General features: G+C 69.3%; 23 protein-coding genes, 1 tRNA gene and 1 pseudogene. 21 read left to right on the forward strand and 4 right to left on the reverse strand.

From position 1 onward, the window contains the following. Nucleotides 1-5: 5 nt before the first annotated feature. Nucleotides 6-81: transfer RNA gene (locus tag DFR41_RS15820), tRNA-His, on the forward strand. A 708-nt stretch (nt 82-789) separates the two neighbouring features. Here the strand turns inward: DFR41_RS15820 and DFR41_RS15825 are convergent. Further along, nucleotides 790-1,425 carry a recombinase family protein gene (locus tag DFR41_RS15825; RefSeq protein ID WP_017759231.1) on the reverse strand — a complete coding sequence of 212 codons (636 nt, stop codon included), beginning with the start codon at nt 1,423-1,425 and terminating at the stop codon, nt 790-792. 265 nt (nt 1,426-1,690) lie between these two features. Here DFR41_RS15825 and DFR41_RS27395 point away from each other — a divergent pair, with 265 nt between their 5' ends. From DFR41_RS27395 to DFR41_RS15850, 5 genes are all read left to right on the forward strand, one after another. Then, nucleotides 1,691-2,194 (forward strand): hypothetical protein, encoded by a 504-nt coding sequence (locus tag DFR41_RS27395; RefSeq protein ID WP_147284366.1) that lies wholly within the window; start codon nt 1,691-1,693, stop codon nt 2,192-2,194. A gap of 134 nt (nt 2,195-2,328) precedes the next feature. After that, nucleotides 2,329-2,607 (forward strand): hypothetical protein, encoded by a 279-nt coding sequence (locus DFR41_RS15835; protein WP_114803420.1) that lies wholly within the window; start codon nt 2,329-2,331, stop codon nt 2,605-2,607. Nucleotides 2,608-2,724: 117 nt separating this feature from the next. Further along, nucleotides 2,725-3,117, forward strand: a complete 393-nt coding sequence (locus DFR41_RS15840) for a hypothetical protein (protein WP_114803421.1) — start codon at nt 2,725-2,727, stop codon at nt 3,115-3,117. Further along, complete coding sequence (locus tag DFR41_RS15845) at nt 3,075-3,395, forward strand: hypothetical protein (RefSeq protein ID WP_114803422.1); 321 nt, start codon at nt 3,075-3,077, stop codon at nt 3,393-3,395. The genes DFR41_RS15840 and DFR41_RS15845 overlap by 43 nt, the downstream gene beginning before the upstream one ends. Nucleotides 3,396-3,531: 136 nt before the next feature. Continuing rightward, nucleotides 3,532-3,744 carry a hypothetical protein gene (locus tag DFR41_RS15850; RefSeq protein WP_017759236.1) on the forward strand — a complete coding sequence of 71 codons (213 nt, stop codon included), beginning with the start codon at nt 3,532-3,534 and terminating at the stop codon, nt 3,742-3,744. Here the strand turns inward: DFR41_RS15850 and DFR41_RS15855 are convergent. Next, entirely contained in the window at nt 3,713-4,300 is a 588-nt protein-coding gene (locus DFR41_RS15855) for an enoyl-CoA hydratase-related protein (protein WP_170159395.1), read from the reverse strand. The genes DFR41_RS15850 and DFR41_RS15855 overlap by 32 nt on opposite strands. 622 nt (nt 4,301-4,922) lie before the next feature. Here DFR41_RS15855 and DFR41_RS15860 point away from each other — a divergent pair. From DFR41_RS15860 to DFR41_RS15875, 3 genes and pseudogenes are all read left to right on the forward strand, one after another. Beyond that, entirely contained in the window at nt 4,923-6,851 is a 1,929-nt protein-coding gene (locus DFR41_RS15860; RefSeq protein ID WP_114803424.1) for a solute carrier family 23 protein, read from the forward strand. A gap of 749 nt (nt 6,852-7,600) precedes the next feature. Continuing rightward, nucleotides 7,601-7,846, forward strand: a pseudogene (locus DFR41_RS28270) (hypothetical protein); the annotation flags it as partial. A gap of 415 nt (nt 7,847-8,261) precedes the next feature. After that, nucleotides 8,262-9,377, forward strand: coding sequence for a potassium channel family protein (locus DFR41_RS15875; RefSeq protein WP_170159396.1), 1,116 nt, complete (start codon nt 8,262-8,264; stop codon nt 9,375-9,377). Here DFR41_RS15875 and DFR41_RS15880 read toward each other — a convergent pair. Beyond that, nucleotides 9,340-10,074, reverse strand: a complete 735-nt coding sequence (locus DFR41_RS15880) for a DNA/RNA non-specific endonuclease (protein WP_244917773.1) — start codon at nt 10,072-10,074, stop codon at nt 9,340-9,342. The two genes, DFR41_RS15875 and DFR41_RS15880, sit on opposite strands and share 38 nt — an antisense overlap. A 694-nt stretch (nt 10,075-10,768) precedes the next feature. On the opposite strand from DFR41_RS15880, the gene DFR41_RS15885 reads away from it, so the two are divergent. From DFR41_RS15885 to DFR41_RS27730, 10 genes are all read left to right on the forward strand, one after another. After that, nucleotides 10,769-10,972 (forward strand): hypothetical protein, encoded by a 204-nt coding sequence (locus DFR41_RS15885; RefSeq protein WP_017759244.1) that lies wholly within the window; start codon nt 10,769-10,771, stop codon nt 10,970-10,972. Nucleotides 10,973-11,302: 330 nt separating this feature from the next. Next, entirely contained in the window at nt 11,303-12,346 is a 1,044-nt protein-coding gene (locus tag DFR41_RS15890; RefSeq protein ID WP_114803428.1) for a LysR family transcriptional regulator, read from the forward strand. A 13-nt stretch (nt 12,347-12,359) separates the two neighbouring features. Continuing rightward, nucleotides 12,360-13,868, forward strand: a complete 1,509-nt coding sequence (locus DFR41_RS15895) for a SidA/IucD/PvdA family monooxygenase (RefSeq protein WP_114803429.1) — start codon at nt 12,360-12,362, stop codon at nt 13,866-13,868. Further along, nucleotides 13,865-14,839: an ABC transporter permease gene (locus DFR41_RS15900; protein WP_114803430.1), complete on the forward strand. Its 975-nt coding sequence runs from the start codon at nt 13,865-13,867 to the stop codon at nt 14,837-14,839. The genes DFR41_RS15895 and DFR41_RS15900 overlap by 4 nt, the downstream gene beginning before the upstream one ends. Then, entirely contained in the window at nt 14,836-15,759 is a 924-nt protein-coding gene (locus tag DFR41_RS27880; RefSeq protein WP_211322601.1) for an ABC transporter permease, read from the forward strand. Before DFR41_RS15900 ends, DFR41_RS27880 begins: the two co-directional genes overlap by 4 nt. Continuing rightward, nucleotides 15,756-16,748 (forward strand): ABC transporter ATP-binding protein, encoded by a 993-nt coding sequence (locus DFR41_RS15910; RefSeq protein ID WP_043117836.1) that lies wholly within the window; start codon nt 15,756-15,758, stop codon nt 16,746-16,748. Before DFR41_RS27880 ends, DFR41_RS15910 begins: the two co-directional genes overlap by 4 nt. Then, nucleotides 16,745-17,788 carry an ABC transporter ATP-binding protein gene (locus tag DFR41_RS15915; protein ID WP_114803432.1) on the forward strand — a complete coding sequence of 348 codons (1,044 nt, stop codon included), beginning with the start codon at nt 16,745-16,747 and terminating at the stop codon, nt 17,786-17,788. The genes DFR41_RS15910 and DFR41_RS15915 overlap by 4 nt, the downstream gene beginning before the upstream one ends. A 39-nt stretch (nt 17,789-17,827) precedes the next feature. Beyond that, nucleotides 17,828-19,402, forward strand: a complete 1,575-nt coding sequence (locus DFR41_RS15920; RefSeq protein WP_017757173.1) for an ABC transporter substrate-binding protein — start codon at nt 17,828-17,830, stop codon at nt 19,400-19,402. 10 nt (nt 19,403-19,412) lie between these two features. Further along, nucleotides 19,413-20,723, forward strand: coding sequence for an acyl-CoA thioester hydrolase/BAAT C-terminal domain-containing protein (locus tag DFR41_RS27725; protein WP_170159398.1), 1,311 nt, complete (start codon nt 19,413-19,415; stop codon nt 20,721-20,723). After that, nucleotides 20,720-21,898 (forward strand): CMD domain-containing protein, encoded by a 1,179-nt coding sequence (locus DFR41_RS27730; protein ID WP_170159399.1) that lies wholly within the window; start codon nt 20,720-20,722, stop codon nt 21,896-21,898. Before DFR41_RS27725 ends, DFR41_RS27730 begins: the two co-directional genes overlap by 4 nt. 10 nt (nt 21,899-21,908) lie before the next feature. Here DFR41_RS27730 and DFR41_RS15930 read toward each other — a convergent pair whose 3' ends face one another. Beyond that, nucleotides 21,909-22,826 carry a LysR substrate-binding domain-containing protein gene (locus tag DFR41_RS15930; protein WP_114803433.1) on the reverse strand — a complete coding sequence of 306 codons (918 nt, stop codon included), beginning with the start codon at nt 22,824-22,826 and terminating at the stop codon, nt 21,909-21,911. A 96-nt stretch (nt 22,827-22,922) separates the two neighbouring features. On the opposite strand from DFR41_RS15930, the gene DFR41_RS15935 reads away from it, so the two are divergent. Both DFR41_RS15935 and DFR41_RS15940 read left to right on the forward strand, forming a co-directional pair. After that, nucleotides 22,923-23,966, forward strand: a complete 1,044-nt coding sequence (locus tag DFR41_RS15935; RefSeq protein ID WP_114803434.1) for an aromatic ring-hydroxylating dioxygenase subunit alpha — start codon at nt 22,923-22,925, stop codon at nt 23,964-23,966. Next, nucleotides 23,963-24,922 (forward strand): PDR/VanB family oxidoreductase, encoded by a 960-nt coding sequence (locus DFR41_RS15940; RefSeq protein WP_114803435.1) that lies wholly within the window; start codon nt 23,963-23,965, stop codon nt 24,920-24,922. Before DFR41_RS15935 ends, DFR41_RS15940 begins: the two co-directional genes overlap by 4 nt. Nucleotides 24,923-24,977: the final 55 nt, after the last annotated feature.

Raw genomic sequence — 24,977 nt, forward strand, 5'->3', positions numbered from 1 at the left:
TCTCGGTGGCTGTAGCTCAGTTGGTAGAGTCCCAGATTGTGATTCTGGTCGTCGTGGGTTCGAGTCCCATCAGCCACCCCATCGGATACGCATAGAAACGGGCACTTAGGTGCCCGTTTCTCTTTCCGGGCCAGCATTCCCTGCGCACGGAGGCCTTGCACTGGATTGCAGTGCAAGGCGCTTTCCCCCCTCATCTCCCGCACCACACGCCGTTTATGCCGTGGCATGGGGTGCTCAACTCTCAGATCGGTGAGTTGGGCTGACGGCTTCGCCTTGCGCGCAATGCGCATTCTTGACGAGATCTTTGAAGCTCTGGCATGGCTCGAACCAAAGACGTCTTGTCGCCCAGCGGTCCAGCGCAATCATTAACTGATTTGATTTAAATCAAGTACAAAGCACGGGCCGTCGGTTACTGACTCCGTATTACGCTCGACGGAAATTGCCAGTGCTCAAAGAATGCTCCGTCCACCGGGTTGGGCACATTTGCAACTGCAAGAGCGTCGGCAGTTCCGATGACTTTCGAGCGCACTGCGGTGGCATGCGCCGTGGCTGGCCGCGCAGACTCGGCGCGGTCCAACGTCCGTCACTTGCGGTATTTGGCCGGTTCGTACGCGAATCACACCTGTATCGTCGACGGACCTTCCGGAGCGCGTGGACGCCGATCCTTCGCGAAGCTCCAAGGCCGCAGACCATTGTTCTGCTGTCAAGGCGCACCCCTTCGCCGCATGTGACCGGCGCTGGTGGGTTCGCGGCGGATGCTTGGCCTTTACCCAGTCCCCGGGGCGCGCGTCAGCAGTCCGGGTAGTCGAGGGGAGGGGGTGGCGGGGTGAGCAACGGCAGTTCCCCCTTCTTGGCGGCCCCAAGGTCGTCGAAGGATTCCAGGGAGCGCATATAGCGCCGCAGCGTGCGGATGTGAACGCCGAACCTTCCTGCGAGGGCACCCAAGGGTTCCCGTCCCAGGTAGAGCGTCAACTCGTCAAGCTGCTCGGCTGTCAGAGCTCGGGGACGCCCGACGTGCCGGCCCAGCCCGCGCGCGGCTTCCATGCCGGCCTTGGTGCGCTCGCTGATGAGCGAGCGCTCGAACTCCGCCAGGGCGCCCATCAGATGAAAGATGAGCACGCCACCCGCAGTGCCTGTGTCGATGCTCTCGGACAAAGAGGCGAACTGAATCTTTCGTCGCCCGAGGGAGGCGACCACCTGGACCAGCCCGTTGACCGAGCGTCCCAGTCGATCCAGCTTCCAGACGACCAGGGTGTCGCCGGGTTTCAAGCGCCGTAGCGCTCTCGCAAGTCCAGGGCGGTCGAACACTGCGCCGGACACGCCTTGGTCCGTGTAGAGAACATCACAGCCAGCGCGCTCCAGCGCCCGAAGCTGAAGCTCAACACTTTGTTCATCGGTTGAAACGCGTGCGTAGCCAACTTTCATGATCCGGGTGAGGGGTGCGCACCCACCTTTGGGGCATGGCGCGTCACTTACCTGAAAAGTAGTTAACGAGTTGGGAGTCTAGGCATTGACAAAAGGGTACTCTTTGTTTTGTTCATTTACATTTATGATGAAAAAAGGACAAAGAGTAAGAGACGTCACTGGGATGGTTCTTAAGTATTAGGGCGTAACGGTGCCCATTTGTCCATCACAAAGATTACCTACGTGTAGACGAGGTGTCTGCCATGCGCGGCGCTCGGGCGCTGGCATGAAGCCCGGCATCGAACTCCCCCAGCGGTTGGAGCCTGGCCGCGTCGACCGTTTCGGCTTTGAACGGCTGGAGCGCGAACGCCGCGAGATGCTCAACGCCATCTGCGCCTACCGCGACGCCATCGGCGATTACGGCCTGATCGGCGGCCGCACCGACACATCGGCAAACGATGCGTCGCATCCCCTTCAAAGCCACGACAACATCCTTGTCCCCGCGCGCGACGTCCCGTCGCTCGCCGCATTGCCCGAGCACGCCAATGAGGGGCCGCTGGGCGATACGGGCTGGGTGTTGCTGGGAGACGGCTGGCTGCTCCGTGCGCCCGACGGCCACCGGCTTCGCCTTAACCTCTGCGAGCGAGCGCTCCTGCTGGCCCCCGCGGACCCAAAGACCACGCCCTCTCCTTCGACGCGTTCTTCCAGCTCATGCGCACCACCCGTGCGGTCTATCGGCAAAAGCCGCTTGCCGTCACAAGCAAGAGAACGATCCTCATGCGGCTCATGAAGAAGCTCGCACCTTGGAGTACCGCGCCGTCTACAAGAACGTGAACGCCCAGCCCGTCAAACAACTGGCCGCCACGATCCCGCTGCCGGAGGGGCTGGAATGCCTGCCCAACTCGGCCCAGCCCCGCAAGGGGCGTGCAGTTCGCCCCCGGCTCCGGCGTCTACGACGCCGATCCGCTGACGCGCAAGCTGCCGAACGGTCGCACCGAAAACCGGGTCTACAGCGAGTGCCGGAACGCGCGCTGGTCCGTCGACCAATTGGCCCCGGGGGCGGAGGTCACCGTCGTGGCGCGCTTCAAGGTCGAGACGGTGCCGCCTCCTGGCGCCGGTGCCATGGCCGGCGGCACGGTCAGCACGGTCAGCACCACCTCCACCAGCGCGGTGCTCAAGCCCGCCACGCCCACCAAACCCTGACGCATGCGGCGGGCGGGTGCCGCCGCGGTGTCCCAAGGGCGTTGTCCACGAACCCGCGGGCCTTCGGGCGCCCGGCGGCGTGGGGGCAGCGCGCTGGCGCTGGCGGCCGCTTTCCTGATGGGAAGTTCGTCCGCCTTCGCCGCCGCTCCCGCCGCGAATGCGGCCATTTCCAATCAGGCCTCGGCGTCGTACCTCGACACCAACGGCAACCCGCAATTGGCGGCTTCCAACGTCGTCGTCACCGCGGTGCAGCAGGTTGGCTCGTTCACCCTGGGCGCCCAGGCGACCACGAGCGGTCCGCTGTACGGGGCGAACACCAAGGCCGGTGCAGCTGGGGCGGTCATCTATGCCCCGCACGTGCTGAGCAACACCGGCAACGGCTCCGACAGCTTCAACATCTCCGTGGCGGGCTCGGCCAACCACAACATCGCGATCTGGTCACCGAGGCCGCCCGGCAGCCACCGAAAGTGGCCAACGTGCTCGCGACCTGTGCCAATGCGGCCAGCCTGACGGCAGATGTGGTGACCGCCATGACCGCGGTGCCCCAGTACGGCGCGCAGCCCGAGGCCATTGCGGCCTGCGGTTCGTCGGGTCTCGACGTGGCGGTGCACATCGGCCATCTGTTCGAAAAGATCGATGCCCTGAAAGGCCTCGCGCTGAACCTGGCCAGTGCGGCAGAACAGGCCCAGCAGGCCCACGACGACGAGGCGTCCCAGGCCCAGGCACTTTCCGACGCGGTTGCGGCGCGGGATCGTGCGGCCATTGCAGGCGGGATGAACCTCGACTGAACCCGGAAGGAATGCCAAGCATGCGAAAGACACGACGGACGGCCGCCTCCCGACAGAGGCTCGCCGGCTTCAACCTGGTCGAGTTGCCACTGGTGCTGGTGGCGATCTTGATCCTGATCGGCGCCGTCATGGGGGCATGAACGTCTACCGGCAGGCCATGACCCAGCGCATGTACAGCGACTTCGTGCTGGGCTGGCGCGCGGCGTACCTGTCCTTCGTCTCCACCAGTTGCGGCATCCAGCCTGGCGACTCGACCACCAGCCCCTCCTATGCCCTCGGTGGTGCCCTGAACACGCTGCTGTGCGGCGACGCGCTGATCAACGCCATGCTGGCGCGGGGGCCTGCTTGACCGACTGGATGGTCCTGGCTTCGAGGGTGGCGATCTGCCCGACAAGGGTGCCGACGTAGCCGTCGAAGGCGTCGAAGGCGTCGAAGGCGCCCGGCCTGATCACGCCCTCGAACACGCCTCTCGTGCCCGGTTCTTCGGTGGAAATGGCGTTGCCCGAGAGGAAGGCGCGCCTTGCGCCGTCGATGCCCAGATGGCGGCTGACCCGCGCATAAAAGGACTTGCTGTTGAGCGGGCTCATCTCCATGGGCAGATGGATGGTCGTGCCGCTCACGGCGGCGCGGATGTCGCAGGCCACCACCAGGTCGAGGGCCGGTCTGTACACGCTGCCGCGCAGGGCGCGCAGGGTGACCGGGCGCAGCTGCGCCAGGGCGGTCGTCGTGGTGGTGAAGAGCGCGTTGCGGGCCTCGGGATTGGCCTCGGTGATCTCGTAGCCGCCGCAGAAGACCGGCCGTGCCTGTCCACCCGTGTCGGCCGTGAGCACCGCCACCTTGACGGCGGGATCGGCATCGAGCGCGAGCAGCGTACTGAGGATCCAGCGCAGGTCCTCGTCGCGCACCCAGTTGCTGAACAGGGGGGCGGTTCAGGCGGATGGTGGCGATGCCTCCGGCATAGGTGAGGAGAGGAAGGTCGGGCGAGGCGATGTCCACGGCCATGGTGTGAGAGTCACAGAGTTCGATTGCATGTCCGCTGCCGCCTGCACGGAGGCCGTCACAGCCACTTGGTGGCAAGCAGAAAGCCTGCCCATGTACGAGTGGTGTTGCCAAGCCCTGCCGGGTGCGGGGAAGGCCCTGGGGTGTCAATCGGTGAGAAGAATTCAACGGCGATCGTGCGATGGAATGGTGCGTCGCCGGGCGCGTGAATGGCGCATGGTGGCCCGCCAGCGTGCGGAGCCATCGCGTTGCAAGGCCGATGGAGAGTGCTCTTCCGCGCGAACTCGGCCGTCTGTGAATGGATCGTCGTGAACTTGTTCGCGGTCTTGGCGATTCAATGTCCACCACCTCGTCCGACGGTATGTCCCTTGCATGCTCGAATGCGACGTTGGAGACCGTTGGCGTCACGGGAACGCACGAACAAGAGCGATCAGGGAGCGTGCATGTCATCGGCAACGGACTCCGCGGCGCGCTGCGCGCGCCTCAGCGCTTCTTTCGTTTCCCTCCACAAGCTCCAAGAGCAAGACCATGCAAACTGCTGTCACACCCCCATCCGCGGCGCCGCGCCGGGTCCATCCCGTCGATGAAGTGCTGCCCATTCCCCAGCTCGCGGCCTATGGCTTCCAGCATGTGCTGGCCTTCTATGCGGGCGCGGTGCTGGTGCCGATCATCCTGGCCGGTGCGCTGGGCTTGAGCAGCGAGCAGCTGATCCACCTCATCAACGCGGACCTCTTCACCTGCGGCATCGCCTCCATCCTCCAGGCCTGGGGGCTCGGCAAGGTGGGCGTGCGGCTCCCGCTGCTGCAGGGCGTGACCTTCACGGCCGTGAGCCCCATGATCGCCATCGGTCTGGCGGCGGGCGGTGGCGTCACCGGTTTGCTGCAGATCTATGGCTCCGTGCTGGTGGCGGGGCTGTTCACCTTCTTCGCGGCGCCTTACTTCGCGCGGCTGATCCGCTTCTTTCCGCCCATCGTCACGGGCTCGGTGATCCTGATCATCGGCATCGCCCTGCTGCCGGTGGCTGCCAACGACATCGTGGTGGGCAAGGGTCCCAACGCCATCCAGAACCCGGTGTTGCTCAAGAACTGTCTCTATGCCTTCGGCACGCTGGCGCTGATCGTGCTGATCCAGCGCGTGTTCCGCGGCTTCATGGCCACGGTCGCGGTGCTGCTGGGCCTGGTGGTGGGCACGCTGGTGGCCTGGGCCCTGGGCGACGCGCACTTCGACAAGGTGGCCGGCTCGGCCTGGTTCGGCTACACCTCGCCGTTCTACTTCGGCATGCCCACCTTCAGCATCACGGCCATCCTGTCGATGCTGATCGTGATGTGCATCACCATGGTCGAGACGACGGGCGACGTCTACGCCACCGGCGAGATCGTGCGCAAGCGCATCGGCAGCGAGGACATCGCGCGGGCCATCCGCGCCGACGGCGCGGCCACCTTCCTGGGCGGCGTGTTCAATTCCTTTCCCTACACCTGCTTCGCCGAGAACGTCGGCCTGGTGCGGCTCACCCAGGTCAAGAGCCGCTGGGTGGTGGTGGCGGCGGGCTTCATCATGATCGTGCTGGGCTCCCTGCCCAAGGCCGCAGCCATCGTCGAAGGCATTCCGCACCCGGTGCTGGGCGGCGCGGCGCTGGCCATGTTCGCGGCCGTGGCCGTGGTGGGCGTGCAGACGCTCTCGAAGGTGGATTTCAACGACCACCGCAACATCGTGATCCTGGGCACCAGCCTGGGCCTGGGCATGCTGGTGACCGCGCAGCCCTTCGTCACCACGGCATTCCCGAGCTGGGCCGAGATCGTGTTCGGCAGCGGCATCACGCTGGGTGCGCTCACGGCCATCCTGCTGAACATCGTGTTCAACCACCTGGGCGGCAGCGCCCACACCGCCGTGGCCGGCCGGCCCGGGAGCCTGGTGAGCCTCGACCAGGTCAACAGCATGAGCCGCAAGGAGTTCGACGCCACCTTCGGTCCCCTGGTGCAGAACATGGACTGGGTGCTGGCGCGTGCATTCGACCTGCGGCCTTTCGAGAACACGCATGCGCTGCGCACCGCCTTCCAGAACACCCTGCTGACAGGCACCGTCGACGAGCAGGCGGCGCTGATGAAGGCCTTTCCCGACCTGGGCAGCGATGGCGATGGCGCCAATGGGTACCTGCTCGACCATGAGAAGGCGGGCATGACCGCCACCTCGCAGGAAGACGTGGCGGCCATGGCCCGCGCCTACCGCGCGCAGTTCGGCTTCCCGCTCATCATCAGCGCCCGCGACGCGCATTACGAGCGCATGGTGAGCCAGGGATGGCAGCGGCTGGGCAATGCGCCCGCGGTCGAGCGCGCGGCGGCGCTGGTCGAGATGGCCCGCATCGCCAACTACCGCTTCGACGATCTGGTGGCCGATGCGAATCCCATCGTGACCGCGCGGATGCGGGCCTTCGACGCCGGCCCGGCCACGGCCCACTGACGCACGCCTGGGGGCGCTGCCCCATTGGCGATCGATGACATCGCCTCGCGCGAAGGCAGGAAAGATGTGCCATGGTCCGTCGACCGACTGGCGCATCCTATTGCGGACGCCGGGGCCCCTCCATGTGCTGCGCGGTGGTCGTGCCAGTCTCTCCATCCTCCCCACATGCAGAACGCCGCGTCCGCGGCGATGCCGTCTTTCTAGTCCTCGCCGCGGCTGCCATGGTCTGCATGGTGGTGGCGGCGCAGCGAACCTGGTCAAGCGCCGTGCGCACCGAGCAGAGCCGGGCGCAGGCACACGCCCTTCACCAATGGATGGTGCAGGCCGGGCACCGTTCTGACGACCCGGTGGCGCAGGCCTGAGCGCTGGCACCGTCCGGGCCTCGCGAAGTGCCGCACGGGGGCAACTGTGCCCGGGTGTTGGTGGCCGAGGGCGGGCCGCTGGCGGGCGTGCGCAACGCCTTCAGCGGTGCCCCGTTGCAGGTGATCGAGCGATGCCAGCACGGAGCGCACACCACCTTCGGCCAGATCGTGGTCGGCCGGCGTGTGCCGCCCGCATCCGACGCCGCAGCCGGCCACGGCACTGCGGCCGGTCTGGCGCCGGGCGATACCCTGACCCATCCCCTGGCGCTGCGGCTGCAGGTCTGCGACAGCGCCGGCTACGCCCTCGACGTGGCGGATCTGGCGCTCTGAGCGGCACTCACTGCGCGACGCCCTGCACGCTCTCCATCCATGTCCGCCATTCCCTCCATGACCGACGAGCCCAAGACGCCCGAGCCGCGTTCCTACCGCCATGCGGGCCGCGGCCCGGTGCCCGCCGTCGTGGGCGACCGGGCGCGGCAGGAGGCCTCTGCCCTGAACCCGCGCCAGCGGCTGCGCCGGCTCCTGTGGGCCTGGCTGCTGGACCCGGGCAATGTCAGCAACCATCAGCGCCGGTTCGACCGCGCCATCGCATGGCTCATCGGCGCCAACCTGCTGGTGACCGTGTTCGAAGCGACGGCGGGCGTGCCGGATGCGGCCCGGCGCTGGCTGCACCTGTTCGACGCGGTCTCGGTGGTGGTGTTCGCGATCGAGTACGCCCTGCGCCTCTACACGGCGCCGGAGGATCCCGCCTTCGCCGGGGCGGCGCGTCCGCGGCCGGCCTTCATGCGCAACCCCTATGCGGTCCTGGACCTCGTCGCCATCCTGCCCAGCGTGCTGCATGCCGTGGTGCCCATCGACCTGCGCGTCCAGCGGGTCTTCCGGCTCTTGCGCATCCTCAAGCTCTTCCGCTTCCTGGTGCCGGCCGTCCAGGAGTTCCGGCAGTTGAACGCGGGGCGCAGCTTGCGGCAGAAGGCCCATGCCCTGGTGTTTGCCAGCCCTTATGGCGGCCGGCTGCACAGCGCCTTCGATTTTCGTCATCGCCGGCTGCGTGCTCGTCTCGGTGGTGGCGATCTTCACGCTCGAGTTCTGCCTGCGGCTGTATGCCTGCGTCGAGGAGGAAGGCCACGAAGGGCCGCTGCTCGGCCGGCTGCGGCAGGCACGCAGCCCGGGCATGCTGGTCGACCTGCTGGCGGTCCTGCCCTTCTTTGCGCAAGCCTTTCTCAACTACGTGCTGGACCTGCGCTTCCTGCGCATCTTCCGGCTGCTGCGCCTGCTCAAGCTCACGTGCTACACCGACGCCACGCGCACGCTGGCCAAGGTGATCGGGCGGGAATGGCCGGTGATGGCGGCCGCGGCCTTCATCATGGTGCTGCTCGTCGTGCTGACGGCGAGCCTGGGCTATGTGTTCGAGCACGACGCGCAGCCCGACAAGTTCGAGAACATCCCGCAGTCCATCTACTGGGCGGTCATCACGCTGGCGTCGGTGGGCTACGGCGACATCACGCCGGTCACGCCCGCGGGCCGTGCCGTGACCATCGTGCTGGCCCTGATCGGCATCGGCATCTTCGCGATCCCGGCGGCGCTGCTGTCGTCGGCTTTCTCCGACCAGCTGCACAAGGAGCGCGATGCGCTGCGCCAGGAACTCTTCGAGATGCTGGGCGATGGCGTGTTGTCGGAGGAGGAGGCGGAGATCCTCAACCGCGAGGTCAAGCGGCTGCACCTGTCGGCTGAAGACGTGGAGGTGCTCATGCAGGAGGCCCGGCGGCCCGGGAGATGGCCGCCGACCTGTCCAAGCTGCCGCTGCACATCATCGCTGCCGAGCCAGCGCATGCGATCGAGCATTTCAAGTCGCTCGTGTGCGACATCCGCAAGCTCGGCCTCATGGCCGACCACGCGCGGTTCGCCACGCTGGCACGGGCCGATGGCCGGCTCACCGAGGCCGAATGGCGGGCCTGGACGTGCATCTGCGGCACGCCCGCCGACGACGGCGGCCCGGCCGCGTAGCCGGCCGGACCACCGCCTGCTCGCTCCTTCGATGCCCAGCTCGCTGCGCGTTGCGCCCTCCACGACGGCTGCGATGGCCGCGACGCCCCAGACGCCGAACAGGTGCGGGCGCCTGTCGTCGTTCAGCGGACCTTCACGCCCGGCAGCAGGTCCAGATTGAGCCACTGCTGGAAGGCGGCATAGCTCAGCGGCTTGTTGACCTTGGCATCGGGCCGGTTCTGCTGCCAATGTGCCCAGGCCCGGCCGGTGGCCGGGTCGTAGACCAGCTTGAACAGGTGCGAGGGCACGCGCACGCCATTGCGGCCGATGGTCCGCTGGTCCGCGAACACGGGGCCCGTGATCACATGCACGTCCCCCTGCGCACGCATGACGTACTTGCGCGTGTCTTCTTCCACGCGGGCCCAGGGGCCGCTGTTCTGGCGCGGGTCCTGCGGGACCATGTTGGCCAGGCTGAAGGATTGCGCCATCGCCTGGTCCGTGGGCATGTCCGCGGCGGGTGCCATGTGGCCGCGTGCGAAGCCGGAGCCCCGGTAGTCGTCCAGGTCGGCGCGCTCGCCCGAGGGCAGGCGGGCGTCGGCGAAGAAGCGGTCGTGGCGCTGCACCGTCTTCGCCTTGAGCAGGATCTCCCGGTTCAGCCGCTCGGCCACGTAGACCGGCGTGCGCGTCTCGCCGGAATGAAGGACGGCGAAGTTGTCGAAGCACAGGGCCCGAAGGCGTCCGCCGATGGCCACGGCAGGCGCCCGGCCACCGGCGAAGAACTGGGGGCAGCGGCCGAAATCCGGGTTGAGCGCCGCGGTAGAGGGGGCCGGCCGCGCAGCGGCGGCCGAGTCGCGGGCGCCGCGCGCATGGGGCTCCAAGGGCCCGCAGCCGAGGAGCAGCACGGCCGCGGCCAGGGCGACGACAGTTTGTGAAAAGGTTTGGATGACTTGGAAACGTTTGTTCAGATTCGCCATGAAGTCGGCGAGTCTACTGAGCAGCCCCCCGCCGGCCGCAGTGCCCTGATGTCAGCGCCGGGCGCGTGCGTGTCGATGGGGAAGGGCGAGTCGACTCGGCTGCGCTTGGCTGGCACCCACTCAAGTCTTCAGGGCGCCAAGTAGTACCCCTATCGCATCAAACCGCCGCGGCTCCAAGCCCGCCACTGCAGGCTTGGACGTGCCCGGAGCGCAGCCGCCTCTGGCGGCCGCCCGGAGCCGTGAAGCGACAGGGGGGTGTTTCCGTTTCACTGCATCAGCATGGCCGCGACGGCCAACGTGGCCGCCACGAGCCAGAGAGCCAGAACGGTGGCCCGCAGCGAGGCTTTGTGGGCGAAGTCTTCCTTGCGTGCCATGGCCACCACGTTAATGGTTGTCACTGACTGTGTACTGAGTGGCACCGCCCTCGTCGCGCTGGTTGCCACCGCGGCGGGTTTCGCTGCGCATCTGTGCAATAGCGCACGCCTCAGCGTTTTTCCTATGCCGTTCATCGGGCGTTTTCAAGAGGGTCGGGTCAACGTCAGTTGCGGACCGTACGTTTCGAGGTGTAACGTTTCGACGTAATTTTTCAGGTGCTGCCATGTGGGTTTTCATCGTTGTCTCGCTCATCGCCGTGGAAGTGGCGTGCGGCCTCTTCTTCTTCAGCCTGATCTGGGCCAGCCATCAGGCGGCGGAGTGGGAGGAGCGCGATCTGAACGGCGCGATGCCGGGCGCCGCTGCCTTCGCGTCCTCTGTCTTCGGCATGCTTGCGCCTGGCTCCGCGGATCGCGCCCGGCACGGCTGATCGGCCGTGAGACCGGGGCACCCGGCGGGCGGCCTTGCCGCCTGAGAGTGGCTGCCGCTTCCACAGGCCGGCTGGCGCTGGCACCGACTCCCGGCGCCGCCCGTCCCACTTCAATCAATAGACAGGCTCAACCACCTCGCCCCAGCCCCGGGGCTTTTTTTCGCCCGGCGTCGGCTGGACAGGAGCCCGCCCCGGCTTCATCCGGGAAAGCCCGCGCCCACGCCGGGCTGCCAGCGGACCATCCCGGCCGCCGCGCCGCCCCCCGAATAAGCTTTTTCGATAAAAGTATTTGAAGCTTGCATGCTTCATGCTTGATCATTCGCAAATCGGATGATCAAGAACCTCGATATTCGTCAGCTCGAAGCCTTCGCCGCCGTGATGTCCTCCGGGAGCATCACGGGCGCGGCGCGCCTGCTCGACCGCTCTCAGCCGGCCGTCACCCGGCTGATCCACGAGCTGGAGGCGGCGGCCGGCTATGCGCTCTTCACCCGCCATGGCCCCCGCGTGGCGCCGACGGCCGAGGGCTTCCAACTGTTCGAGGAGGTGCAGCAGCTGCTGGGCGACTGGCGCCGGCTGCAGCAGCGGGTGGACGAGATCGGCCGCGGCGGTGCCCAGCCGCTGGTGCTGGCGGCCACGTCGGCTGCGGCGCTCGGGCTGGTGCCGGCCGCCTTGCAGGCCCTGGAAGCGGGCGAGGGCACCGGCGCGGTGCGCCTGGTCAGCGGCTCGCCCGAGCGGGTGATGGAGTCGGTGCTGGCCGGCGCCGTGCAGTTGGGCGTCTCCAGCCTGCCGCTGGAGCACCGCGGCCTGCAGGTGCTGTGGATCGGCGAGGCGCCCTGCGTGGCCGTGCTGCCCGATGGCGACCCGCTGGCCGCGCACGAGGTCGTGCCCGCCGCCGCGCTCGCCGGGCGCCGGCTGGTCACCCTGAGCAACCCCTTCCGGCTGCGCCATCGCATCGACGCGCTGCTGGGTCGTGCCGCCACCGACGCCGACGCAGCCGGCGAAAGCGCATCGGCAGGCGAGGGCGGCGCGCGCGGTGCGGACGTCATCGACACCAATTCCTCCGTCAACGCCCAGGCCCTGGTGCGCGCCGGGCTGGGCATCGCGCTGCTGGACCCGCTCACGGTGCATGGCGTGCCGCTGGCCGGCGTGCAGGTGCGGCCGCTGGACGTGCACATTCCCTTCTTCTTCGGCGCCGTGGTGCCGCAGGGCCGGCCCATCACCCGCCGGGTGCAAGCCTTGGCCGATGCGCTGCAGCAGGCTGCGAAGCGCCTGCCCGGATTCGTCGCCCATCCGCCCGAGGCCCACGCACGGCTGCTGCAGGCCGCCCAGGGTGCCGGGCCGTCCTCCTCCTCCTCCTCTTCTTCCCGCCCTTGACCGAAAGCGCCCCATGAGTTCGCCCGCCCCCGATGCCTTCACGCCCCCAGCCGGTCTGCCCCACCTGGAGCAGCGGCTGCGCCAGGACCTGCTCTGGCTCGGCCTGCCGCCGAAGCATTGGGTGCCGCCCAGCGCGCGCGACGGCCAGCCGGTGATCGACGTGGCCGTCATTGGTGGCGGCATGGCGGGGCTCACGCTGTCGGCTTCGCTCAAGCACCTGGGCGTGCAAACAGTGGTGTTCGACCAGGCGCCGGCCGGCTTCGAGGGGCCCTGGGCGACCACGGCGCGCATGGAGACGCTGCGCTCGCCCAAGGAGCTGACCGGTCCCGCCCTGGGCCTGCCGGCGCTGACCTTCCGTGCCTGGTTCGAGTCGCAGTTCGGGCTGGACGCCTGGCGGGCACTCGACAAGATCCCACGGCTGCAATGGATGGACTACCTGCGCTGGTACCGCCAGGTGCTGCGGCTGGATGTGCGCAACCGGCAGCGCGTGGCGGCGGTGCGTCCGCGGGCCGATGGCGTGGTGCAGCTGGACCTGGTCGACGAAGGCGAGGGCGACCGCGCCCACACCGTGCTGGCGCGCCACGTGGTCATCGCCACTGGCCGCGACGGCCTGGGCGGCCCGTGGGTGCCGGACTGGGCCCATGCCCTGCCACGCGAACGCTGGGTGCATTCCTCGCATGCCTGGGATGGCGCCATGCTGCGCGGCAAGCGCGTGGCCGTGATCGGCGGCGGCGCTTCGGCCATGGACGCCGCAGCCACCGCGCTGGAGAACGGTGCCGCCCGCGTCGACCTCCTGATCCGCCGGCGCGAGCTGCCACGCATCAACAAGGGCAAGGGCTCGGGCAGCCCCGGCATGTCGCACGGCTACTGGATGCTGCCGGACGAATGGAAGTGGCGCTTCCGCCATTACCTCAACGTGCAGCAGGTGCCGCCGCCCCAGGGCAGCACGCTGCGCGTGTCGCGCCATGCCCAGGCGCATTTCCACCTGGGCGCGGGCGCGACGGGCGCCACGGTGCGGCCCGACGGCGTGATCCGCGTCGAGACGGCCAAGGGCCCGCTGGCGGCCGACTTCGTCATCTTCTGCACCGGCTTTCGCATCGACTGGGCGCAGCGCCCCGAGTTCGCCGGCCTGCAGCCGCATGTGCGGCTGTGGCGCGACCGCTTTGCCACGCCCGAGGGCCAGGACGACGAGGAACTGGCCGAGTCGCCCGACCTGGGACCGCTGTTCGAGTTCCAGGAACGGGTGCCTGGCAGCTGCCCGGGGCTGGACCGGGTGCATTGCTACAACTACGCCGCCGCGCTGTCGCAGGGGGCAGGCGCGGGCGACATCCCGCAGATCACCGACGGCTCGCAGCGCCTGGCCCGTGGCCTGGCCGGCCAGCTGATGGTGGAGGACGCCGACGCGCACTTCGCCGCCATGCAGCGCTATGCGGAGCCCGAACTCGAGGGCCACGAATGGACCGAGGCGTCGTTTCCCGCCTATGAGGAAGCGGCCCTGGCGCGCGAAGGGGCCGCTCCATGATCGGCTGGCTGCTGCGCCGGCTCGGCCAGGCGTTGCTGGTCGTCTGGGCGATGACGCTGATCGTCTTCGTCGGGCTGCATGCCATCGGCAACCCGGTGGACATCCTGATCGGCGACGACATGAACCAGGCCGAGCGGGCCGCGGCCATCGCCCGCCTGGGCCTGGACCAGCCGCTGTGGCGCCAGTACCTGTCCTTCCTCGAAGGCGCGGTGCAGGGCCAGCTGGGCAAGAGCTTCGTCTACCACGACGAGGCCATCCGCATCATCCTGGACCGCCTGCCGGCCACCATGGAGCTCGCCGTGGCCGCACTGCTGATGGCCGTGCTCATCGGCGTGCCGCTGGGCCTGTTCGCGGGCATGAAGCCGGAGCATCCGGCCTCGCGCGCCATCATGGCCACCAGCATCGTGGGCTTCTCGCTGCCGGCCTTCTGGGTGGCGCTGATGCTGATCATGGTGTTCAGCGTGCAGCTGGGCTGGCTGCCGGCCGGCGGCCGCGGCGAGACGCGCAGCCTGTTCGGCATCGAATGGTCCTGGCTCACGCTCGACGGGCTGCAGCACCTGCTGCTGCCGGCCTTCAACCTGGCGCTGTTCAAGATCTCGCTGGTGCTGCGGCTCACGCGCGCCGGCGTGCGCGAGGTGCTGCCGCAGGACTTCGTGAAGTTCGCGCGGGCCAAGGGCCTGTCGCCGGTGCGGGTGGTGGGCGTGCACGTGCTGCGCAACACGCTGATCCCGCTGGTCACGGTGCTGGGGCTGGAGCTGGGCTCGACCATCGCCTATGCGGTGGTCACGGAAACCATCTTCGCCTGGCCAGGCGCCGGCAAGCTGATCCTGGACAGCATCAACTCGCTGGACCGACCGGTGGTGGTCGCCTACCTGATGGTGGTGGTCGTGATCTTCGTGACGCTGAACCTGGTGGTGGACGTGCTCTACCGCCTGCTCGATCCGCGCGTGCGGCTGGAGGGCGCCAAGTGAGCGCGTTGCCGACCTCTTCTTCGTCCACCGCCGCACCGAAACCCGAGCGCGGCTTCTGGTGGCGCGTGGGCAGCGACTTCCTGCAGTCGCGCGTCGCCGTCGCCGGGCTGCTGATGCTGGCCGTGGTCGTCGTCGTGGCCCTGGCCGCGCCGTGGATCACGCCGCAGAACCCCTACGACCTGTTGCAGCTGGACGTGCTCGACGCCCGCCTGCCGCCGGGCTCGCCGCGTGGCGAGGGCGGCTACACCTACTGGCTGGGCACCGATGGCCAGGGCCGCGACCTGTACTCGGCCATCGTCTACGGCCTGCGCATCAGCCTGGGCGTGGGCGTGGGCTCGGCCCTCATCGCCGCGGTGCTGGGCACGCTGGTCGGCCTGCTGGCCGCGTATGCCGGCGGCCGGGTCGATGCGCTGCTGATGCGGCTGGTGGACCTGCTGCTGTCCTTCCCGACCATCCTGATGGCGCTGATGATCCTGGCCTACCTGGGCAAGGGCATCACCAACGTCGTGCTCACGCTGGTGCTGCTCGAATGGGCCTACTACGCGCGCACCGCCCGCGGGCAGGCGCTGGTGGAGACGCGGCGCGAATACGTCGATGCCGCACGCGGCCAGGGCATTCCGCCGTGGCGCATCCTGGTCGGCCATGTGCTGCCCAACTGCCTGCCGCCGCTCCTGGTGATCGGCGCGCTGCAGGTGGCGCGCGCCATCACGCTGGAGGCGACGCTGTCCTTCCTGGGGCTGGGCGTGCCGATCACCGAGCCCTCGCTGGGGCTCTTGATCTCCAACGGCTACCAGTACCTGCTGTCCAACGAATACTGGATCAGCCTGTTTCCCGGCCTGGCGCTGCTGGCCACCATCGTTGCGATCAACCTGGTGGGCGACCAGTTGCGCGACGTGTTGAACCCGAGGTTGCAGAAGTGAGCGGCGATACCACTCCCGTGCTGGATCTGCGCGACCTGCGCACCCGCTTCCACACCCGCGACGGCGTGCTGCCGGTGGTCGATGGCGTCTCCTTCACGCTGGGCCGGGGCCAGGTGCTGGGCCTGGTGGGCGAATCGGGCTCCGGCAAGTCGGTGACCGGCTTCTCGGTCATGGGCCTGGTCGATCCGCCCGGGCGCATCGAAGGCGGCGAGGTGCTGTTCCAGGGGCAGGACCTTCGCACGCTGCCGCCCAAAGCCTTGCGGCAGTTGCGTGGCGACCGCATCGCCATGATCTTCCAGGACCCGATGGCCACCCTGAACCCGGTGTTGCGCATCGACGTGCAGATGGTCGAGGCGGTGCGCGCCCACCGCGACGTGGACACCGCCACCGCCCGCCGCCATGCGGCCGAGACGCTGGCGCTGATGGGCATTCCCAGCCCCGAGGAGCGGCTGCGCGCCTATCCGCACCAGCTCTCGGGCGGCATGCGCCAGCGGGTGGCCATCGCCATCGCGCTGCTGCACAAGCCGGCACTCATCATTGCGGACGAGCCCACCACGGCGCTGGACGTGACCATCCAGGCGCAGATCCTGTCGGAGATGCAGAAGCTGGTGAAGGACAGCGGCACGGCCATGATCTGGATCAGCCACGACCTGTCGGTGGTGGCCGGCCTGGCCGACGCCATCGCCGTGATGTATGCCGGCCGCATCGTCGAGATCGGCGCCGTGGACGACGTGCTCGACCGGCCGCAGCATCCCTACACCCAGGGCCTGATCGGCAGCCTGCCCAGCGCCAACCGGCGTGGAGCCCGGCTGAAGCAGATCCCGGGCATGGCGCCGCACCTGGCGCGGCTGCCCGCCGGCTGCGCCTTCGCGCCGCGCTGCCCGCGGGCCACGCCAGAGTGCCAGGTGGCCGTGCCGGCCCTCGTCGCGCCGCGGGCCGAGGTGCCGGCACACCAGGCGCGGTGCATCCATCCGGGAGCTGCTGAATGAGTGCCGTGCTTTCTTCTTCCGTCGGCCGGGAGCCCTCGGCCACCGGCACACCGCTGGTCGACCTGCGTGCCATCTCCAAGCGCTTCGGCGAGCGCCAGGAAGGCTGGCTGGACCGCCGCCTGCGCGCCCTCGGCCTGGGGGAAGCGCCCGCCATCACCCATGCCGTCGATCATGTGGACTTGCAAGTGCAGCCCGGCGAGGTGGTCGGCCTGGTCGGCGAATCGGGCTGTGGCAAGTCCACCCTGGGCCGCATCGCCGCCGGCCTGCTGGCGCCCAGCGAGGGCGAGGTCCGGGTCGATGGCCAGGACCTCGCGCAGATGGACGACCGCGCCCGCCTGGCCGCGCGGCTGAAGGTACAGATGGTCTTCCAGGATCCCTTCGGCAGCCTCAACCCGCGCCTGCGCGTGGCCCGCATCGTGGGCGAAGCGGCGCGGCTGCATGGCCTGACCGATGCGGCTGGCGAGGACGACTACGTCTGCGCCCAGCTCGAACGCGCCGGCCTCGACCCGTCGCTGCGCCACCGCTATCCGCACCAGTTCAGCGGCGGCCAGCGCCAGCGCATCGGCATCGCCCGGGCGCTGGCGGTGCAGCCGCGCATGCTGGTCTGCGACGAGGCCGTGGCCGCGCTGGACGTGTCGATCCAGGCGCAGATCCTCAACCTGTTCATGGACCTGCGCGAGCAACTGGGCCTGGCCTACCTGTTCATCAGCCACGACCTGGGCGTGATCGAGCACCTGTGCGACCGCGTGGTCGTGATGTACCTCGGCCGCGTGGTCGAGTCGGCGCCGGTGGAGGAGCTCTTCGCCAATCCGCGCCATCCCTACACCCGCGCGCTGCTGCAGGAGATTCCGCGCATCGATGCCCGGCGCGCCCAGTTCGCACCCATCCGCGGCGAGATTCCCAGCCCGCTGTCACCGCCCAGCGGCTGCCACTTCCATCCGCGCTGTCCGCAGGTAATGGACCGCTGTCGCACCGAGGTGCCGCAATTGCGCGGCATCGCCATCCGCCACCAGAGCGCATGCCATCTGGACGCGCTCTGACCCACCGCATTCCCGCTGTTCCCTGACGAAAGGATCGCCATGACTTCCCATTCCCTGCGCACCGCGGCCATCGCGGCCGCCGCCCTGATCGCCGCCGCCGGCGCCGCGGCGCAGAACCTCGCCATCGGCTTCGCCGACCCCGTCTCGTCGGTGGACCCGCAGCTCAACAACCACGCGGGTGACCGCTCGCTGGCGCTGCATTTCTGGGATTCGCTGGTCACCTCGCGCGACGGCGGCAAGCTGGACCCGGGCCTGGCCTCCAGCTGGAAGTCGCTGGACGACAAGACCTGGGAATTCAAGATCAACACCGCCATCAAGTGGCAGGACGGCACGCCCGTGTCGGCCGATGACATCGTGTTCTCCTTCCAGCGCGCGCGCAGCGTGCCGGGCTCGGTGGCCTCGTACTCGGGCGCGCTGCGCTCGGTGGAATCGGCCACCGCCAAGGACCCGGGCACGCTGATCGTCAAGACCAGCACGCCCAACCCCATGCTGCCGCTGGAGATCGCCTCGATCTACGTGGTGAGCAAGCATGTGGGCGAGAAGGCCCGCACCGAGGACTACAACAGCGGCAAGGCCGTCGTGGGCACCGGCCCCTACAAGTTCATCTCGTACACGCCGGGCGACCGCACGGTGTTCGAGCGCAATCCCACGTACTGGGGCCCCAAGCCGCAGTGGGAGAAGGTGACCTACCGCTTCATCAACAACGGTGCCGCCCGCACCGCGGCGCTGCTGGCCGGCGACGTGGACGTGATCGACAAGGTGGCCGTCACCGATGTCGAGAAGTTGCGCAAGGACCCGAAGGTCAGCGTCTACACCTACCCGGGCCTGCGCGTGCTGCTGCTGCAGCCGACGCTGCGCGAAGGCCCCAACGAATTCATCACCGACAACGCCGGCAAGGTGCTGGACAAGAACCCGTTGACCGACCTGCGCGTGCGCCAGGCGCTGTCGCTGGGCATCAACCGCAAGGCCATCGTGGACCGCGTGCTGCAGGGCACCGTGACCGAGGCCAACCAGTGGATGCCCAAGAACAGCTTCGGCTACAACCCCGAGGTCAAGGACATTCCCTACAACGCCGAGCAGGCCAAGAAGCTGCTGGCCGAGGCCGGCTATCCGCAGGGCTTCCAGATCAGCATCCACGTGCCGGGCGACCGCTATCCGCAGGCGCCCGAGACGGTGCAGGCCGTGGCGCAATTCTGGTCGCGCATCGGCGTCAAGACCAAGGTGGAGGTGGTGCCCTGGTCGGTGTACTCGGGCCGCGCGTCCAAGAACGAGTACGCCGTCAGCGTGATCGCCTGGGGCAACGGCACCGGCGAGGCCGGATACGGCCTGCTGCAGACCCTGGCCAGCTACGACCCCAAGCGGGGCCGCGGCATCAACAACTGGGGCCGCTACAGCAACGAGAACGTGGACAAGGCGCTGGATGCCGCCACCGTCGAGTTCGACGCCCGTCGGCGCGAGGCCATCTTCCGCCACGCGGCCAAGCTGGTGACGGACGACGTCGGTCACATCCCGCTCTTCCACTACCAGAACATCTGGGCCGCGAAGAAGGGCCTGAAGGTGGTGCCGCTGCTGAGCGACCGCACGACGGCCATGCAGGTCACCAGGACCAACTGAGGCCGCGCGCATGCTGCAAGTCACGCCCGCCGATGCGCTGATCGATGTGCCGCGGCGCATCGCGGCCGAGGGACTGGCGCCCGGCGAGCGGGTGCGCATCGAGAGCCGCACCGTGCGCGGCCCGGGCATTGCCTGGACGGCGCAGGTCGAACTGACCGCCGATGCGGACGGCACCGTGGACCTGGGCCGCGATGCGCCGCTGGCCGGCGGCAGCTACGAGGGCGTCTCGCCCATGGGCCTGGTCTGGGCCCAGGTGCCCGAGCAGCCCGGCGCGCCGCGCGAGGTCTTTGCCGCCGAGCCTGCCGCGCCGCTCACGACCGAGCTGGTGCTCACGCGCGCGGACGGTTCCCGTTGGCAGGCCGCCTTCGTGCAGCGGCTGACGGGCGAGGGCGTGACGCGCCGCGAGGTGCGCGACAACGGCCTGTCGGCCACGCTCTTCCTGCCGCCGGGGCCGGGCCCGCATCCGGCGGTGATGGTGCTCAATGGCAGCGGCGGCGGCATCAACGAGCCGCGGGCGGCGCTCTATGCCTCGCACGGCTATGCGGCTTTGGCCGTGGGCTATTTCAAGTCGCCCGGCCGGCCCGACCACATCTCCGACACGCACCTGGAGTACTTCGAGACGGCCCTGCAGTGGATCCATGCGCAGCTCAGGCCCGCGGGCGGCTTCGTCGCCCTGTCGGGCCAGTCGCGCGGCGGCGAGCTGGTGCTGTTGCTCGCCACGCTGATGCCCGAGATGGTCTCGGCCGTCATCGGCTACGTGCCCGGCGCCGTGGTGCACAGCGCGCAGAACGCCTGCAACCCCGCGAACGGCCCCGACAGCCGCAACGGCCCCGCTTGGTGGTGGCGCGGACAGCCGCTGCCACACCTGTGGGAGCACAACCGCACGGCGACATGGGCGCCCTGGGACGAAGGCCCCGAGCCGCGCCGCCATGCCAACGCGCTGCTCACCGCGCTGCAGGACGCCGAGGCCGTGGAGCGCGCCCGCATCCGTGTCGAGCGCATCCGCGGGCCGGTGATGCTGCTGTCGGCCACCGACGACGGCTCCTGGCCCTCCAGCCTGTACGGCCGCATGGTGGTCGAGCGCCTGGCTGCGCATGGTCATCCGTGGCCGGTGGAGCACCTCGACTTCGAGGGTGCCGGCCATTCCATCGTCTTCCCCTTCGTGCCGACCACGCAGCTGGCCTATGCCCATCCGGTCTCGGGCCGGCTCAGCACCAGCGGCGGCACGCCCGCCGCCAATGCGCATGCCGACGAGGCCTCCTGGGCCGGCGTGCGCGACTTTCTCCAACAGGCCGCCTCGGCGGCCAAGGCCAAGCCATGACTTCTGCTGCCTCCACCCCCACCGTCCCCGACCTGATCGACGCGCTGGTGCCGCTGGCCGACGGTGCGCCGCTGCATGCCGTGCGCCACCAGCGCGACAAGGTGGTCGCGGCCACGCAGGGCAGCCATGCGCGGCTCTTCGACCCGGCGCTGCCCGGCCTGAGCCTGGCCGAGCGGCTGCTGGCCGCGCACGAGATCGCGCGCCGTGCCGGCGTAACGGTATTGGCCGACCACTACCGCACGCAGCTGCTGGCGCTGGGCACGCCCACCGCCGCCCAGCAAGCCGCGCTGGATGGCGAGCCCGTCCCCACCGAAGACGCCCGCCTGGCCGAGATCCTGCGCTTCACCATCGCCCTGGCCGACAAGCCCGTGGAGGGCGACCAGGCCGCGCTGCTGCGGCTGCCCGCCGCCGGCATCGACACGCCGGCCGTGGTGGCCCTGGCCCAGCTCATCGCCTACGTGGCCTACCAATTGCGCGTGCTGGCCGGCCTGCAGGCGCTGGCCGCCGCAGGCGATGCGCAGTCTGCGGCGCCCGCGGCCAAGGAAGAGGCGGCGCCCTTCGTGCATCCCGCCAACCTGCCCAAGCCCGGCGAGCCCATCCGCATCAACGGCTTCACCAGCGAGACGCTGGGCTGGAAGGCCTGGCTGCCCGTGCTTGACCTGGCCCAGGCCACGCCGGAGCAGACGGCCGTGCTGGAAAGCAGCCATCCCAAGGCCAAGACCAGCGACTACTACCTGCTGCTGGTGCAGCAGCCGGCCATCCTGCAGGAGCGTTCCACGGTCTTCAACGCCATCATGTACGCGCCCGGCGGCCTGTCGCGCGCCGAGCGCGAACTGGCCAGCGCCGTGGTCTCGCGCATCAACGGCTGCGTGTACTGCGCCTCGGTGCATGCCCAGCGCTTCGAGCAACTGACCAAGCGCAACGACGCGATCGCCCAGGTCTTCCACGAACCGCAGGGCGCCGGCACCAACGCCCGCGAGCGGGCCATCGTGCAGGCCTCGATCACGCTGACCGCCACGCCGGCCGGCTTTGGTGCCGACGACATCGCGCCGCTGCGCGCCGCGGGTCTGTCAGACCTGGAGATCCTGGACCTGGTCCACGCCATCGCCATCTTCGCCTGGGCCAACCGGCTGATGCTCAACCTGGGCGAGCCGGTGTACGGCGGCGAGGGCTGATCCGCCCGGCTCAGTCCGGCGCGTGGGCCGGCTCGCGCCCGGCCTGGGCATGGTGGCGGATCCAGGCGATCAGATCCTGCGCTGCCGGTGTGAGCGGCAGGTCGTGCCGACGCAACACATGCACCGTGGGCCGCGGTAGCTCGTCCTCGATCGGCACCTCGCACAGCGCGGCGCGGAAGGCGTTCAGCTCAAACACCATGCGTGGCAGCGTGGCCATGAAGTCCGACTGGGCCACGATGGCCGGCAGGGCCAGGAAGGACTCGCAGGTCATGCCGCGCCGCGGTGGCGCAAGGCCGCTGCGCGCGAATGCCTCTTCCACGATGGCGCCCGGCCCGCGCGGCGCGCTGGAGTAGACCCACGCGCAATCCGCCAGCTCGGCCAGTCGCGTCGCCTGCCGCAGCGGATGCCAGCGATGGCAGGCGATCACGATCTCGGTCACCAGCAGCGGCTCCGCCACCAGGTCGGGCTCGATCTCCTGCCGGTGCACGGGGGTCAGGCCGAAGTCCAGCGTGCCATCGCGCAAGGCCGGCGTGATGCCGGGATAGAGGCCGTCGCGGCATTCCACCTGCACGTCGGGATGGCGGCGGCGGAAGTCCTGCAGCGCCGGGGGCAAAAGCGACAGTGCCACGGCGGGTGAGGTCGAGAAGCGCACGCTGCCCGCCCAGCGGCCCCGCAGCTGCTCGATCTCCTCGCGGGCGCGCCGGCTCTCTTCGACCATCAGTCGGGCCCGCACCAGGAAGGCGCGGCCGAACTCCGTGAAGCTGGCGCCCTGCTTCGTGCGCACCAGCAGCGGCGCATTCAGCTCTTCCTCCAGTTGCTGGATGGCGGCCGTCAAGGCCGGCTGCGAAAGGTTCACCCGCTGTGCCGCGGCGCGGATGCTGCCCAGGGCCTCGATGTGCAGCAGCGCCTGCAGGGTCTGGAACTTCATGGTGATCGGGATTCTGGATCAATCACCGCAAAAAGCGATTTCCTGCTTTCACCTGGCCCTTCCTAGCATGGCGCCATCCAATCAGGAGACAAGAAGATGTTCGTTCGCAACTGCTGGTACGTGGCGGGATGGGACCAGGAAATTCCCGCCGATGGTTTGCTGTCCCGCGTGCTGCTCGGCGAGCCGGTGCTGCTCTACCGCGACACCCAGGGCCGCGCCGTGGCGCTGGAAGACCGCTGCTGCCATCGCGCCGCCCCGCTGCACCTGGGCCGCAAGGAAGGCGACTGCGTGCGGTGCATGTACCACGGCCTCAAGTTCGACCCCACCGGCGCGTGTGTCGAGATTCCCGGCCAGGCCAGCGTGCCGCCGCGCACCTGCGTGCGCAGCTATCCCGTGGTCGAGAAGGACCGGCTGGTGTGGATCTGGATGGGCGATGCGGCGCTGGCCGACGCCAGCCAGATCGCCGACTTCTTCTGGCACGACTCGCCCGACTGGCGCATGAAGCCCGGCTACCTGCACTACCAGGCGCACTACCAGCTGATCGTCGACAACCTGCTCGACTTCACCCACCTGGCCTGGGTCCACCCGACCACGCTGGGCACCGGCAGCGCTGCCTCGCTCAAGCCGCAGATCGAGCGCGACACGAGCGGCAACGGCACGCTGACCATCCGCCGCTGGTACCTGGACGACGAGATGCCCAACCTGCACAAGCGCGTCGCCCGCTTCGAGGGCAAGGTGGACCGCTGGCAGATCTACCAGTGGTCGCCGCCCGCGCTGCTGCGCATGGACGCCGGCTCGGCGCCGGCGGGTACCGGTGCGCCCGACGGCCACCGGGTGCCCGAGGCGCTGCAGTTCCGCCACACCTCCATCCAGACCCCCGAGACCGCCACCACCAGCCACTACTGGTTCTGCCAGGCGCGCAACTTCGCCCTCGACGACGAGGCCATGACCGAGCAGATCTACCAGGACGTGCTGGTCGCCTTCGAGGAAGACCGTCGCATGATCGAGGGCCAGCAGAAGGTGATGGCACTGGTGCCCGAACGGCCCATGGTGGCCATCGGCGCCGACGCCGGCCTGAACCAGGCCCGCTGGCTGATCGACCGCATGGCGCGCGCCGAGACGGCCGCGACCGCGGCATGAGCAGCGCGCTGCCCCTGGTGGTCGAGTCGGTGCGGGCGGTGGCGCGCGATGTGCTGCAGCTGGTGCTGCGCCACGCCGAACACCGGCCCCTGCCCGGTGCCGCGCCCGGCGCCCACATCGACCTGCTGCTGCCGGCCGGCCCGACGCGGCAGTACTCGCTGGTGAATGCCGCGGGCGCGGCCAACCAGGACCGCTACGAGATTGCCGTGGGCTGGGACATGCGCAGCCGTGGCGGCTCGCGCTGGATCCACGAGCAGCTCAAGGTCGGCCAGGCCGTGGACGCCAGCGCGCCGCGCAACCTGTTCGCCATGCGGCCGCAGGACCGGCGGGTGCTGCTGGTGGCCGGCGGCATCGGCATCACGCCCATCGTGGCGATGGCACGGCACTGTGCCCGCCAGGGGCTGGACTGGGAGCTGCTGGCTTGCGCCCGCTCCGCCGCGCGCCTGGCCTACCTGGAAGAGCTGCGCGAACTCGCCGGCGCCCGGCTGCGGCTGCATCTGGACGATGAGCAGGACGGGCCGCCCCGGCTCGACGCGCTGCTGCGCGAGCCGCGCTGGGACGGCGTCTATGCCTGCGGCCCAGCGCCCATGCTGGACGCGCTGCAGGCGGCCACGCGCCACTGGCCCGCGGGGCGGCTTCACATGGAGCGCTTTGCCGCCACCGCCACGCCTGCGGGCGACGGCACGCGCCGCGATTTCGAGCTGGTGCTGGCGCGCAGCGGCTGCAGCACCCGTGTCGGCGCGGACGAAAGCGTGCTCGCCGCGCTCGGGCGCCTGGGCATCGAGCATCCCAGCGCCTGTCGCGAAGGCCTCTGCGGCACCTGCGAAGTCGCGGTGCTGGACGGCGAGGTGCGGCATCTCGACGCGGTGCTCGATGCGGCCGACCCCGCATCCCGCCAGCGAATGATGGCCTGCGTCTCCCGCTGCGCGGGGGAGCGGCTGGTGCTGGACCTCTGACCTCGGCTGGCCGGCGCGTGGGCCTTGTGAGGCCGGCCGGCGGCTCTCTTCATCG

It is taken from the genome of Pseudacidovorax intermedius, assembly GCF_003350475.1.
Classification (GTDB): Bacteria; Pseudomonadota; Gammaproteobacteria; order Burkholderiales; family Burkholderiaceae_C; genus Xenophilus; species Xenophilus intermedius.